Source organism: Pseudomonas sp. ArH3a (assembly GCF_022648765.1).
Lineage (GTDB): Bacteria > Pseudomonadota > Gammaproteobacteria > Pseudomonadales > Pseudomonadaceae > Aquipseudomonas.
The window spans coordinates 6,695,641-6,709,369 of sequence record NZ_CP080330.1 but is presented as its reverse complement, the minus strand read 5'-3'; the positions used below and the strand labels follow the sequence as shown (position 1 = coordinate 6,709,369).

The 13,729-nt window shown below is 59.5% G+C and carries 11 protein-coding genes; 8 read left to right on the top strand and 3 right to left on the bottom strand.

Annotated elements, in window-relative coordinates:
• Positions 1 to 12: 12 nt before the first annotated feature.
• A complete protein-coding gene (locus K0P33_RS31000) occupies positions 13 to 798 on the bottom strand; it encodes a transporter substrate-binding domain-containing protein (protein WP_017530859.1) in 786 nt (261 codons plus the stop codon).
• Positions 799 to 1,053: 255 nt separating this feature from the next.
• Between K0P33_RS31000 and K0P33_RS30995 the strand changes: the two genes are divergently transcribed.
• The 6 genes from K0P33_RS30995 (at position 1,054) to K0P33_RS30970 (ending at position 8,350) form a co-directional block, all read left to right on the top strand.
• Positions 1,054 to 1,749: an FCD domain-containing protein gene (locus K0P33_RS30995; RefSeq protein ID WP_094948784.1), complete on the top strand. Its 696-nt coding sequence runs from the start codon at positions 1,054 to 1,056 to the stop codon at positions 1,747 to 1,749.
• 121 nt (positions 1,750 to 1,870) lie between these two features.
• Entirely contained in the window at positions 1,871 to 2,200 is a 330-nt protein-coding gene (gene trxA / locus K0P33_RS30990) for a thioredoxin TrxA (RefSeq protein WP_094948836.1), read from the top strand.
• Between the two features lie 236 nt (positions 2,201 to 2,436).
• Positions 2,437 to 3,696: a transcription termination factor Rho gene (gene rho, locus K0P33_RS30985; protein ID WP_094948786.1), complete on the top strand. Its 1,260-nt coding sequence runs from the start codon at positions 2,437 to 2,439 to the stop codon at positions 3,694 to 3,696.
• A 156-nt stretch (positions 3,697 to 3,852) separates the two neighbouring features.
• A complete protein-coding gene (locus tag K0P33_RS30980) occupies positions 3,853 to 5,856 on the top strand; it encodes an acyltransferase family protein (RefSeq protein WP_242153419.1) in 2,004 nt (667 codons plus the stop codon).
• 59 nt (positions 5,857 to 5,915) lie between these two features.
• Positions 5,916 to 7,382, top strand: a complete 1,467-nt coding sequence (ubiD, locus tag K0P33_RS30975; protein WP_094948788.1) for a 4-hydroxy-3-polyprenylbenzoate decarboxylase — start codon at positions 5,916 to 5,918, stop codon at positions 7,380 to 7,382.
• Positions 7,382 to 8,350 (top strand): CDP-6-deoxy-delta-3,4-glucoseen reductase, encoded by a 969-nt coding sequence (locus tag K0P33_RS30970; RefSeq protein WP_094948789.1) that lies wholly within the window; start codon positions 7,382 to 7,384, stop codon positions 8,348 to 8,350. The genes ubiD and K0P33_RS30970 overlap by 1 nt, the downstream gene beginning before the upstream one ends.
• Positions 8,351 to 8,467: 117 nt before the next feature.
• On the opposite strand, the gene K0P33_RS30965 is transcribed toward K0P33_RS30970, so the two are convergent.
• Positions 8,468 to 8,944 (bottom strand): sn-glycerol-3-phosphate transporter, encoded by a 477-nt coding sequence (locus tag K0P33_RS30965; RefSeq protein WP_094948790.1) that lies wholly within the window; start codon positions 8,942 to 8,944, stop codon positions 8,468 to 8,470.
• A 300-nt stretch (positions 8,945 to 9,244) separates the two neighbouring features.
• Here K0P33_RS30965 and K0P33_RS30960 point away from each other — a divergent pair, with 300 nt between their 5' ends.
• Positions 9,245 to 11,632, top strand: coding sequence for a TonB-dependent receptor (locus K0P33_RS30960; RefSeq protein ID WP_242153416.1), 2,388 nt, complete (start codon positions 9,245 to 9,247; stop codon positions 11,630 to 11,632).
• A 53-nt stretch (positions 11,633 to 11,685) separates the two neighbouring features.
• Positions 11,686 to 12,339, top strand: a complete 654-nt coding sequence (locus K0P33_RS30955) for a gamma-glutamylcyclotransferase (protein ID WP_094948792.1) — start codon at positions 11,686 to 11,688, stop codon at positions 12,337 to 12,339.
• Here the strand turns inward: K0P33_RS30955 and glpT are convergent.
• A complete protein-coding gene (gene glpT / locus K0P33_RS30950) occupies positions 12,336 to 13,673 on the bottom strand; it encodes a glycerol-3-phosphate transporter (RefSeq protein WP_094948793.1) in 1,338 nt (445 codons plus the stop codon). The genes K0P33_RS30955 and glpT overlap by 4 nt on opposite strands.
• Positions 13,674 to 13,729: the final 56 nt, after the last annotated feature.

The following is a 13,729-nucleotide window of genomic DNA, read 5'->3' as shown; positions in this document are numbered from 1 at the left end:
AGCTCCATTGCTTCAAAGATCAGCAGGCAGCGGCTCTTTAAGCCACTGCATTGCATTCTTTTCCAGGCTGCCGTCGGCCTTGGCCGCCACCAGGATCTGGTTGACCTTCTCCAGCAGCGCCGGCTCGTTCTTGTTCACGCCCACGTACACCGGCGAGTCCTTGAGTTTCACTTTCAGCGCCGGTACGCGTTTTGGGTTGCGCTCACTGATCGCCACCATCACCACGTTACCGCTGGCGATCAGGTCGACCTGGCCGGCCAGGTAGGCGGCGATGGTCGAGTTGTTGTCTTCAAAGCGCTTGATGGTGGCTTCCTTGGGCGCAACAGCGGTCAGCTCGATGTCTTCAATGGCGCCACGGGTCACGCTGATGGTCTTGCCCTTGAGGTCGTCGGTGCTGCTGATGGCCGCATCAGGTGGGCCGAACACGGCCAGGTAGAACGGCGCGTAGGCCTTGGAGAAATCGATGACCTTTTCCCGCTCGGGGTTCTTGCCCAGGCTGGAAATCACCAGGTCGACCTTGCCGGTGGTGAGGAACGGAATACGGTTGGTGCTGTTGACCGGGGTCAGCTCCAGCTTGACCTTGAGTTGGTCGGCCAGCAGCTTGGCCGTGTCGATGTCCAGGCCGCGGGGCTTCATGTCGGGGCCGACCGAGCCGAACGGCGGGAAGTCCTGAGGCACGGCGACCTTGAGGGTGCCACGGGCGACGATATCGTCCAGACCATTGGCCTGGGCGGGTGCCTGGCTCAGCATCAGGCTGGCAAACAGGGCAGTGAGCAGGGCGCTGTAGCGCTTGGTCATGGCAACTCTCCGAAAAAGGCGAAGGGGTTTTCTGACTTTGCTCAGTGCACAGCCCATGCCATCACTGTCTGAATCGTCCGCGAAGCCGGTATTTGTTGAGCTGCAGTGGTCTTACTGGTCTGAACAGTGCTTAGGCTTTTCGCACCCTTTTCGAGCGTCGACAAAACCGTGCGAGCCCCTTTGGGGTGTGGCTTGCCGCCAGCCGCGAATAGCTTTACAACTACTCGCTACGTTGACTGCAACCTTGAGTTTTTTATGAATTCCATCGCCCAAGCCGTACCGGAAGCGGCCCTGCAGGCCATCCGCAAACTGATCAAGGAACAGGGCTTCGCAGCGGGCGATGCGTTGCCGTCCCAGCGCGACCTGGCGGTGCAGTTGGGCGTCAGCCGGGCGTCGTTGCGCGAGGCGTTATCGTCTCTGAGTGCCTTGGGCGTGGTCAGCGTGCAGCCCGGCAAAGGTGTGTTTGTGCAGGCGGCCGACGAGTCTCCGGGGTTTGCCTGGCCGTTCGCAGCCCAGGCCACGCCGCTGGATATCTTCCAGTTGCGCTATGCCCTGGAAGGGTTTGCTGCGGGGCTGGCTGCCGTGACGCTGACGGTCGAGGAGTTGGATGGCCTGCAAGATAATGTCGAGGCCATGCGCAAGGTGCTCAAGGCCGGCGACTTTGAAGCCGCCGCCCGGCTGGACTTCGAATTTCACCAGCGGATCCTGCTGGCCAGCGGTAACCAGGCGATGGTGAGCATCCTGAGTGCCAGCGCCGAGGTGTTCCTGGAGAGCCAGAAGCTACCGTTCATCCGGCCGGAACGGGCGATGGAAACCTGGCAGGAGCACCGCAAGATCCTGCGCGCGCTGGCCCGTCGCGCCAGCGCGGCGGCACAGAAAACCATGCAGGAACACGTGCGCAATGCGGCATTGCGCACGGGCATCGCGTTCGTCACGCCCGTGTCGCCCTGAGGTGGGCTATACCCAAACTCATGCACGGTCATAGCAAGACTCAATTAGAGGCGGCTTCCTGAACGAGGGAAGGGCAGCTATGATGGGCAACGTTTTTTTTGCTTACAATCCGGAGACATCCATGAGCAACGATCTTATCAAGCACGTCACCGACGCGACCTTTGAGGCCGAAGTACTCAAGGCTGCTGGCCCGGTGCTGGTTGACTACTGGGCTGAATGGTGCGGCCCTTGCAAAATGATCGCTCCGGTTCTGGACGACATTGCAACCACCTACGAAGGCAAGGTAACCATTGCCAAGCTGAACATCGACGACAACCAGGATACCCCGCTCAAGCACGGCGTGCGTGGTATCCCGACGCTGATGCTGTTCAAGAACGGCAACGTCGAAGCCACTAAAGTGGGCGCGTTGTCGAAGTCTCAGCTGCAAGCTTTCCTCGACGCGAACATCTAAGCGTCGTCAAAAAAGCCCCGCAAAATAGCGGGGCTTTTTCGTGAAACAGGGCTAGACGCTCCGAAACTCAGGTGGTACATTCGGCCCCGCACTGGTTTCTCCACTGCCCCCTGCAAGCCGTCGCCGACGCATTCCTTTTCGATTAGTACGCGATCCTGTCGCCTTCTCTGCGGCGCGGCCTCATTAAGCCAAAAGCTTAATTTTCCCCCCTCCATAAATGATTACGTCATTCCTATATGAATCTGACTGAACTCAAGCAAAAGCCGATTACCGACCTGCTCCAACTGGCCGAAGAAATGGGCATAGAAAATATGGCCCGTTCGCGCAAGCAGGACGTGATTTTCTCCCTGCTCAAAAAGCACGCGAAAAGCGGCGAGGAAATCTCCGGTGATGGCGTGCTGGAGATTCTCCAGGACGGCTTCGGCTTCCTCCGCTCCGCTGACGCTTCCTATCTCGCCGGCCCAGACGACATCTACGTCTCGCCGAGCCAGATCCGTCGCTTCAACTTGCGCACCGGTGACACCATCGTTGGCAAGATCCGTCCTCCGAAGGAAGGTGAGCGTTATTTCGCCCTGCTCAAGGTCGACACGATCAACTTCGATCGCCCCGAGAACGCGAAAAACAAGATTCTCTTTGAGAACCTGACGCCGCTGTTCCCGACCGTGCGCATGAAGATGGAAGCCGGTAACGGTTCCACCGAAGACTTGACCGGTCGTGTCATCGACCTGTGCGCCCCGATCGGTAAAGGCCAGCGCGGCCTGATCGTCGCACCGCCGAAAGCCGGTAAGACCATCATGCTGCAGAACATTGCAGCGAACATCGCCCGTAACAATCCTGAAGTTCACCTGATCGTGCTGTTGATCGATGAGCGTCCGGAAGAAGTAACCGAAATGCAGCGCACCGTGCGCGGCGAAGTGGTTGCATCGACGTTCGATGAGCCGCCAACCCGCCACGTGCAGGTTGCCGAAATGGTGATCGAGAAGGCCAAGCGTCTGGTTGAGCACAAGAAAGACGTGGTGATCCTGCTCGACTCCATCACCCGTCTGGCCCGTGCCTACAACACCGTGATCCCGAGCTCCGGCAAGGTCCTCACCGGTGGTGTCGATGCCCACGCCCTGGAGAAACCAAAGCGTTTCTTCGGCGCCGCGCGGAACATCGAAGAAGGCGGCTCGCTGACCATTATCGCCACCGCGCTGGTTGAAACCGGCTCGAAGATGGACGAAGTGATCTACGAAGAGTTCAAGGGTACCGGCAACATGGAACTGCCTCTGGACCGCCGTATCGCGGAAAAGCGTGTGTTCCCTGCGATCAACATCAACCGCTCCGGCACCCGCCGCGAAGAGTTGCTGACCGCCGACGACGAACTGCAGCGCATGTGGATCCTGCGCAAGCTGCTGCACCCGATGGACGAAGTCGCCGCCATCGAGTTCTTGCTCGACAAGCTGAAAGCCACCAAGACCAACGACGAGTTCTTCTTGTCGATGAAGCGTAAGTAATACGACGCTTCAGGTCCGAAAAATGGCGCCCTTTGGGGCGCCATTTTTTTTGCGCTGAAAAAAGGGAGGTTTGCACGGCAGGAGTGTCAGTAAAGAAACAAAAAGGGTAAGTGCGCCTACGCTTGCCTCCATCTGTATCAGAACTGACTACGATTTATGACTGCGCTTGCTTACCGAAGAGACATTGACGGCCTGCGTGCCATCGCTGTCCTGGCTGTTGTGCTTTTCCACTTTGGGGTTCCAGGCGTTACCGGCGGCTTTGTCGGCGTTGATGTGTTCTTTGTGATTTCAGGTTTCCTGATCACCTCGATCATCTGGCGCGAACGCGAAACCGAGCGTTTCAGTTTCCTCGATTTTTGGGCTCGACGCGCCCGGCGTATCCTGCCGGCGCTGATTGTCATGATGCTGGCGTCATTGGTGGTCGGCTGGTTTCTGATGGCGCCCAAGGACTACGAAGAGTTGGGGCGCTCGATTCACAATCAGGCGATTTTCATCTCTAACCTGTTCTTCATGCGTCAGGACGGCTACTTCGATACGGCCTCCGACATGAAGCCGATGCTGCACACTTGGTCGCTGTCGGTTGAAGAGCAGTTCTACATCGCATTTCCGCTGCTGCTGGTGTTGCTGTCGAGCCGGCTGAAGCAATGGCGTGGTGCTTTGTTTGTGCTGTTGCTGGTTTCATTTGCGGCGAGCGTGTGGGCGGTCTCTCATGAGCCTGAAAAGGCCTTTTTCCTGTTGCCTATGCGCGCCTGGGAGTTGTTGGCAGGCGCCATGCTGGCCGTCTTGCCGGTGCGCACTCAGCGCGTAAGCCCGAGGCTGGCCCAGGCTGTCAGCCTGATCGGCCTGGGCCTGATTCTAGTGGCGGTATTGGGTTATGACGCCGACACGGCCTTCCCTGGGGCCACGGCCCTATTGCCGGTGTTGGGTGTGGTGGGCCTGATTTGGGCCAACGGCCAACACACGACGCTGGTCGGGCGGTTGCTGGGCAGTCGTGTATTGGTGGGCATAGGGCTGATTTCCTATTCCTGGTACCTGTGGCACTGGCCGGTGCTGGTGTTTGGCAAGTACGCCAGTATCTTTGGCCTGGCGCCCTGGGAGCTGACGGCGCTGTTCTTCTTGAGCCTGTTACTGGGTTATGGGTCCTGGCGGTTTGTCGAGGGGCCGTTTCGTGAGCGGCGCCTTTTAGCGGGGAGCCGGTCGGTCCTGGTTGCGGGTGTCATGGCCCTCGTAGGCCTGGGCCTGGCCGGCAAAGGCCTGGTCTGGTCGGATGGGTTTGCAGAGCGCTTGTCACCCCAAGCACTGCAGTTTGCCCAGGCGCATACTTGGAGCCCTAAGCTCATGAGTTGCCTGGGCGATGACAAGAAAAACACTCACCGTGAACCTTGCCATTTTGGCCCGCAAACGAGCGCGGCGCGGGCCCTGGTATGGGGTGACAGCCATGCCTCGGCGCTCATTCCGGCGCTAAGCGACGCTTCGAGCAGGTACGACTTCAGCATCACCCAGGCCGGTTACGCCGGTTGCCTGCCTTTCTACAGAAAAGAAAACACGCCCGGATGCAGAGCCTTCAACGAGCACGTCACCCAACTGCTGAGCCGCGAGCAGTTCAGTGATGTGGTGCTGGTCGCGCGTTGGAGCCTTTACGTTTATGGAGAGCGTTCCGGTGATACGGGCGCGTCCATTCATGACCCGGCGACCGGGAAGTATGACCGCGCCATCGCTCAACAACTGTTTGCCGACGGTTTGAGTGCGTTGGTGCAGCAAATTCGGGCCAGTGGCCACCGGGTATGGCTGGTCAAGGAAGTGCCGCTGCAGGACTTCAACGTCCCTTATCGGCTCGCCCGCTTGGCGATGTTGGGGCGCCCAACCGATAAAGAAGGCTTGCCACTGGCCGAACATCTGGAGCGCCAGGCTTATATAAGCCGCGTGTTTGAGCGAATCGCGGCGGCGGATTCAGGGGTTCGAGTTCTGGATCCGGCGCCTAAGCTGTGTGATGTGAACGGCTGGTGTCGGGTCGAGCTTGATGGCCACTCGCTCTATACCGATGACAACCACCTATCAATCGCGGGCTCGCGGCTTGTTGAGGGGTTCCTTGAACCCTTCTTCCACGCGCTGCGCAACACATCCACTGAATCAGATGTGAGTCGCACTGACGTGCAATAAGCTGTCAGCGCTCTTAAGAGCAGGTAGGATGTACGCCTATTTTACGGGTGGCATGGTTAATGAAATTCAAGGATCTTCGGGATTTCGTGCAGCAACTTGAGCAGCGCGGAGAGTTGAAACGCATCCAGGTGCCGGTTTCCCCGGTACTGGAAATGACTGAGATTTGCGACCGTACCCTGCGCAACAAGGGCCCGGCGCTGCTGTTCGAAAAACCGACCGGCTTTGATATCCCGGTGCTCGGCAACCTGTTCGGCACCCCGGATCGCGTCGCCTTCGGCATGGGCGCTGAATCGGTCAGCGAACTGCGCGAGATCGGCAAGCTGCTGGCCTTTCTCAAGGAGCCCGAGCCACCCAAGGGCCTGAAGGACGCCTGGTCGAAGCTGCCGATCTTCCGCAAGATCATTGCCATGGCGCCTAAAGTGGTCAAAGACGCCGTGTGCCAGGAAGTGGTCATCGAAGGCGATGACGTCGACCTGGCCATGCTCCCGGTGCAAACCTGCTGGCCCGGCGACGTCGGCCCGCTGATCACCTGGGGCCTGACCGTTACCAAAGGCCCGAACAAGGATCGTCAGAACCTCGGCATCTACCGTCAGCAAGTGATTGGCCGCAACAAGGTCATCATGCGCTGGTTGAGCCACCGTGGCGGCGCCCTGGACTTCCGTGAATGGTGCGAAAAGCACCCCGGCAAGCCATTCCCGGTGTCCGTGGCCTTGGGCGCTGACCCGGCGACCATCCTCGGCGCCGTTACGCCTGTGCCCGACAGCCTGTCCGAATACGCCTTCGCCGGCCTGTTGCGCGGCAACCGTACCGAACTGGTGAAGTGCCGCGGCAACGACCTGCAAGTGCCGGCCACTGCGGAAATCATCCTCGAAGGTGTGATTCATCCGGGCGAAATGGCCGATGAAGGCCCTTACGGCGACCACACCGGCTACTACAACGAAGTCGACAGCTTCCCGGTGTTCACCGTCGAGCGCATCACCCACCGAATCAAACCGATCTATCACAGCACCTACACCGGCCGCCCGCCGGATGAGCCGGCCATTCTCGGCGTGGCCCTCAACGAAGTGTTCGTGCCGATCCTGCAAAAGCAGTTCCCGGAGATCACCGACTTCTACCTGCCGCCCGAAGGCTGCTCGTACCGCATGGCCATCGTGACCATGAAGAAGTCGTACCCAGGCCATGCCAAGCGGGTAATGCTCGGTGTGTGGTCGTTTTTGCGACAGTTCATGTACACCAAGTTCGTTATCGTCACCGACGACGACATCAATGCACGGGACTGGAACGACGTGATTTGGGCCATCACCACGCGCATGGACCCCAAGCGCGACACGGTGATGATCGACAACACGCCGATCGACTACCTCGACTTCGCTTCGCCGGTGTCGGGCCTGGGCTCGAAGATGGGCCTGGATGCTACCCACAAATGGCCGGGTGAAACCACTCGCGAGTGGGGCCGGGTGATCGTCAAGGATGAAGCCGTGACTGCTCGTGTCGATGCGATGTGGAAAGAATTGGGAATAGATTGATGCGTGTAACCCTGCAACCTTCCGGCGCGGTACTGGAACTTGTCCCTGGCGAGCGAATCCTCGAAGGCGCGCGCCGCCTGGGCTACGAGTGCCCGCAAGCGTGCCGCAATGGTGTGTGTCATGTGTGCGCGGCATTGCTGGTGGAAGGCCGGGTGCAGCAAGCCGGTGAGGTGCGTGACCATGGTGAGTTCTACACCTGCATCGCCGAGCCGCTGGAAGATTGCATCGTGTTATGGGATGGCGTGTTGGCGCCGGGAGAGTTGCCGTTGCGCAAGTTGTCGTGCCAATTGAGTGAGTGCGTGGAAGTCGGTGGCGATGTATGGCGCGTGCGCCTGCGGGCTCCGGCCGGCAAAGCGGTGCGTTACCACGCCGGGCAATACCTGATGATCGAGCGGGAGAATGGCGAAAAGTCGGCGTTCTCCCTGGCCTCGGCGCCCCACGCCGGGCGTGAGCTGGAGTTGCATGTGCTGGTCCGCGAGGACAGCGCCCGCAGCCTGATTGAGCAACTGCAGCGTAATCAGATGGCCCGCATCGAGCTGCCGTTTGGTGATACCCACCTGGCCGAGCTGCCGGACGGGCCGTTGGTGCTGATCGCCGCCGGCACCGGCATGGCGCAAATGCACAGCCTGATTGAGCATTGTCGCGCCTCTGGCTTCAAACACCCGGTGCACCTGTACTGGGGCGTGCGTCGCCCGGAAGACTTCTACGAAATCGAGCACTGGGACCAATGGAAGCAACTGCCTAACTTGTTCCTGCACAAAGTCGTCAGCGACCTGTGCGGTTGGGAAGGGCGTTGCGGGTTGCTGCATGAAGCAGTGTGCGAAGACATCAGCGACCTCAAGGCCGTGCACGTCTACGCCAGTGGTTCACCGGCGATGATCTACGGCACCTTGGATGCGCTGGTCGATGCTGGCATGGACGCGCACCAGATGCGCGCCGATGTCTTCGCCTACGCGCCGCGCCCTTAATGTGGGAGCTGGCTTGTCTGCGATAGCCATGCTGCGATAGCGGCAGTCAGTGCGACATGGGCTGGCTGACACCTCGCTATCGCAGGCAAGCCAGCCCCACACTGATAAGCGGTGCTGTCAGAAACGCACCCCCGCCGTCAGCATCGCCGCATTAAAGCCCAGCAACACCAACTCGCTGGCCACCGGGCCGAAGTTCACGCCCACCGAGGGGATGATCGCCGGTGCCACGCCAAAGCGGTTGAGGGGGATTTTGTCTCGGTACTTGCCGCGATACCCCTGAAGCGCGCCTGCAGTCACCTTCACGTAGAACGGCGAATCGCCAAGGTCGTAGCGTTTGCCTGCGTAAACGTAATATGAACGCTGGCTGAACGAGTTGCGAAAGGTCGCCCCGCCATACACCAGCCCGGACGCTTCGTTGCGTTCCAGGTTGATCAAATCCTGGTTGTTGTTGTGCTTGGGGTCCGGTGAAAAGTGCTGGGTGTAGACGCTCGTCTGGGCATACCAGAAGCCCTTATCGTCTTTGGCGGTAGCCTCAGAGGCCAAGGCGGTGGCGGCTTGTGCCATAAGCAGCAAGCCGGAATAAAAGTACTTCATGGTCCGACCTCGATAGTCGTTTGAATAGGCGGCTAATGTGGGGTCGCTAAACTTCTACAGTTTGGCGGCTAACGTCCTGCGCGGCCTGAACCTGCGCTGAAGGTTTGGTCGCCTATGCTTATGCATTTACGGTATTACTTATGTAGGAAAAATCTCCTTAAGCTATAAGCAACGGACTACCGACTATCTGCCAATAACCAATAGATGACCGCCACCGCCCGCCAGCCGGATCGATCGTATGAACTCAGAGCATTGACGTTCTGATTGTCGATTCTTGGGTTTTAAAAGGAGGGGAGCGGTATGGGGCGCTACAACAAGCACGCGCTGTACACAGCGATTTTGTCGGCTAATTTGCTGACCGCTGTGGGATTCAATCCAGTCCAGGCGGCCGAAACAGCGGCTGGCGACGCACCAAAACTCGACACCGTGATCGTCACCGGCACCCGCGCCCAAGAGCGCACCGCCAGTGCTTCGCTGTCGCCCATCGATGTGATCTCCGGCGAAACCCTGCGCAGCACCGGCTCCGATGAGCTGGGTGCGGTGTTGGCGCGCTTGATTCCGTCGATCAACTTCCCGCGCCCAAGCCTGGTGGATGGCGCCGAACTGGTGCGCCCTGCGCAGTTGCGCGGCTTGTCGCCGGACCAGGTGTTGGTGCTGGTCAACGGTAAACGTCGCCACACCAGTGCCTTCGTCAACCTCGGCGGCGCCGTGGGCCGAGGCTCGGCACCGGCGGACTTGAATGCCATCCCACTGTCGGCGGTCGATCATGTCGAAGTGCTGCGCGATGGCGCGTCCGCGCGTTATGGCTCGGATGCAATTGCCGGGGTGATCAACGTGATCCTCAAGCACGACGACCACGGCGGTTCGGTCTCGACCAAGTTCGGAGAGTACAAGAAGGGCGACGGCATCCAGCGCAATGTCAGCGGCAATACCGGGTTTGCCTTGGGCGACAACGGCTTTATCAACGTCTCCGGCGAAGGTGCCGACAACGACTACACCAACCGCGCCGGTGACGATTTGCGCCCGGGTAGCGTAGGCTCCACCACCTACGGCCAGCGCGTATTCCGTCAGGGCGAGCCGGCCACCAATGAAGGCAAGTTCCAGTTCAACTCTGAATACTCCTTCAACGATGCAGCCGAGTTCTACACCTTCGGCGGCTACAGCAAGCGGCGCGGCGAGACGGCGGCGTTCTACCGTGCGAGCAATGCGTCCAATAACATCCGCGCACTCAACCCCAATGGCTACCTGCCGCTGATCAAGGGCAACCTGGAAGACACCTCATTGGTCGTCGGCCTGCGTGGCTTGCTGGCCTACGACTGGCATTACGACCTGTCGGCCAACTACGGCAAAAACCAATACGCGTTGAGCACTGAAACCATCAACACCTCGCTGGGCCTGGCCACCCCGCGCAAGTTCGACAACGGCACCCTGAGCAACGACCAGAAACAAATCAGCCTGGACCTGTCGCGCGAATTCGACGTGGGCTTCCTGCCGTATCCGGTTTCCGTGGCGTTTGGCGGCGAATACCTACGCCAAGGCTATGAAATCGAAGCCGGTGAGCCTGCGTCCTACTACCAGACCGGCAGCTCGGGCCTGGGCGGTTTCCGTGATGCCGACGCTGGCAGCAGCTCGCGGCACAACTGGGCCCAGTACCTGGACCTGGAAACCAACTTCACCGAAAAACTCAGCGCTTCGGCCGCCGTGCGGCATGAGGACTACAGCGACTTCGGCTCCAACGTCAGCGGCTCGCTGTCGGCGCGTTATGACTTCACCCCACACGTAGCGTTGCGTGGCAGCATTTCCAACGGCTTCCGCGCGCCTTCGCTGGCCCAGCAGAACTTTGCCTACACCTCGTCACAATTGATCGGCAGCACCATTCAGGAAGCGGGCACGTTCCCGGCCAACAGCAAGGTGGCCCGCCTGCTGGGCGCTGAAGACCTGAAGGCCGAGAAGTCGCGCAACTACAGCCTTGGCCTGGTGCTGGAGCCGGCGGATGACCTGACTGTGACAGTCGACGTCTACCGCATCGACATCCGCGACCGCATCAGCCTGTCGTCCAACCTCACGCTCAACCCGGCGACAGTGGCTTACCTGCAAGCCAATGGTGTGGGCAACATCAACTACACCACCGCGCGTTACTTCACCAATGCCACCGACACCAGCACCGACGGCGTCGATCTGGTGGCCAACTATCGCTATCAGTTCGATAACGGCATCCGCTGGAACAGCACCGTGGGCTACAACTACAACCACACCAAAGTGACCGACGTGAAACCCAACCCGGCCATTCTGAACAGCCTGGGTGCCAACCTGGTGCGGGTGGACCGTCGCGAGCGCATCGGTTTGCTCGGTGACACCACGCCGCAGCACAAACTCAGCCTGGGTAACGACTTCACCTACGGCAATTGGGCGCTGCACAGCAACCTGGTGCGCTATGGTGAATTCACCAGTTACCAGGCGGACAAGGTCAACGACCAGACCTTCAAGGCGGCGTGGGTGTTGGACCTGTCGGCGGATTACAAGTTGAAGAGCTGGACCTTCACGTTGGGCGGCGACAACGTCACCGACAAATACCCGGAAAAGGTCAATGCCTACGCCAGCAGCGGCGGCAACCTCGCCTATAGCACTTTTTCGCCGTACGGTTACAGCGGCGCGTTCTATTACGGTAAAGTTGCTTACAACTGGTAATAGATTCTCGTAGCAGCATTGTGCAGTGGTAAAGGAGACCTAATCGATCCGCCATGACCGTCATTGAAACCGATCTTTTGCAATTGGCTTACCCTCCGCGGCTCGATCTGGGGCCGCAACTCACTCACGAACAGTTGATGAGCTCGATGCAGGCCACCATGGCCAAGCATAAGGGTGGGCCGGTCTGGCTATTCGCTTATGGTTCGCTGATCTGGCGGCCTGAATGTTCGTCGACCTTGAGAATGCGGGCGCGAGTTCACGGTTATCACCGGGGCTTGTACCTGTGGTCCCACGAGCATCGGGGCACGCCGGAGTCACCGGGTTTGGTGTTCGGGCTGGATCGCGGGGGTTCCTGCAGCGGGTTTGCCTACCGCTTGCCGGAAGATCAACTGGAGGCCTCGCTTTACGCCTTGTGGCAGCGCGAGATGCCTTACCCCTCTTACCGGCCGCACTGGCTCAGCTGCCGTCTGGAAGATGGCAGTCAGGTGCAGGCATTGGGGTTTGTGTTGGAGCGGCATTTGCCCAGCTATGCCGGCAACTTGCCCGACATCGTGCTTAACCACGTACTGCAAAGCGCTTGCGGGCGTTACGGCACTACTCGCGATTATGTCGAGCAGACCGTGAACGCCCTGCGTAGCCACGCCATGCCAGATAAGAATCTGGAGGCGCGGCTCAAGCGTTGTGCAAAGGATTGCTCAGGCGGTTAACGCGCTGTGCTGACGCTGTTGGTGTGCCACAGCGTTGGGATCAGGAAGGCGATCGCCAACAGGCATGCGCCCACCAGCAACACAAAACCACCATCCCAGCCGAAATGGTCAACCGTGTAGCCCATGGCTGCGCTGGCTGCCACCGAACCACCCAGGTAACCGAACAAACCGGTGAAGCCCGCAGCGGTGCCAGCGGCTTTCTTCGGTGCCAGTTCCAGTGCCTGCAGGCCGATCAGCATCACTGGGCCGTAGATCAGGAAGCCGATGGAGAACAGCGCGATCATATCGACCATCGGGTTGCCTGGCGGGTTGAGCCAGTAAACCAGGGTGGCCACGGTCACTAGGGCCATGAACACGATGCCGGTCAGGCCACGGTTGCCACGGAAGATCTTGTCCGACATCCAGCCGCACAGCAGCGTGCCCGGAATACCTGCCCACTCGTAGAAGAAGTACGCCCACGAGGTTTTATCCACGTCGAAGTGCTTGGCTTCCTTGAGGTACGTCGGTGCCCAGTCGAGTACGCCGTAGCGCAGCAGGTAGACGAAGACGTTGGCGAAGGCGATGTACCACAGCATTTTGTTGCGCAGCACGTACTTGACGAAGATTTCCTTGGCGCTGAATTCGTCTTCGTGGGTGGAGTCGTACCCTTCCGGATAGTCGTTCTTGTATTCCTCAATCGGTGGTAAGCCTACCGATTGCGGGGTGTCGCGCATGGTAATGAAGGCAAACGCCGCCACCAGCAAGGCCACGGTCGCGGGCACATAGAACGCCGCGTGCCAGTCGTTGAACCACGCCATACCCAGCAAGAACAGCGGGCCGATCAGGCCGCCGCCGACGTTATGCGCCACGTTCCATACCGACACCACGCCGCCGCGTTCTTTCTGCGACCACCAGTGCACCATGGTGCGTCCGCTGGGTGGCCAGCCCATGCCTTGGGCCCAACCGTTGATGAACAGCAAAATGAACATCATGGTCACGCTGGACGTTGCCCAAGGTGCGAAACCGAAAATGAACATCACCCCGGCCGATATCAGCAGGCCGAAGGGCAGGAAGTAGCGCGGGTTGGAGCGGTCGGACACCAGGCCCATGAGGAACTTGGACAAGCCGTAGGCAATCGCGATTGCCGACATCGCCAAGCCCAGCTCACCACGGGTGTAACCCTCGTCGATCAAGTAGGGCATGGCCAGGGAGAAGTTTTTGCGCAGCAGGTAGTAGCCGGCGTAGCCGAAGAAAATACCGGCGAAAATCTGCCAGCGCAGTCGTCGGTAGGTACTGTCTATTTTTTCTTCAGGCAGAGGCGCCTGGTGTGCGGCAGGACGAAAGAAAGCAAACATTCAAGAGCTCCAAATTTCTTGTTTTGACTGCGGATGCGAATGTTACAGTTTCGTTA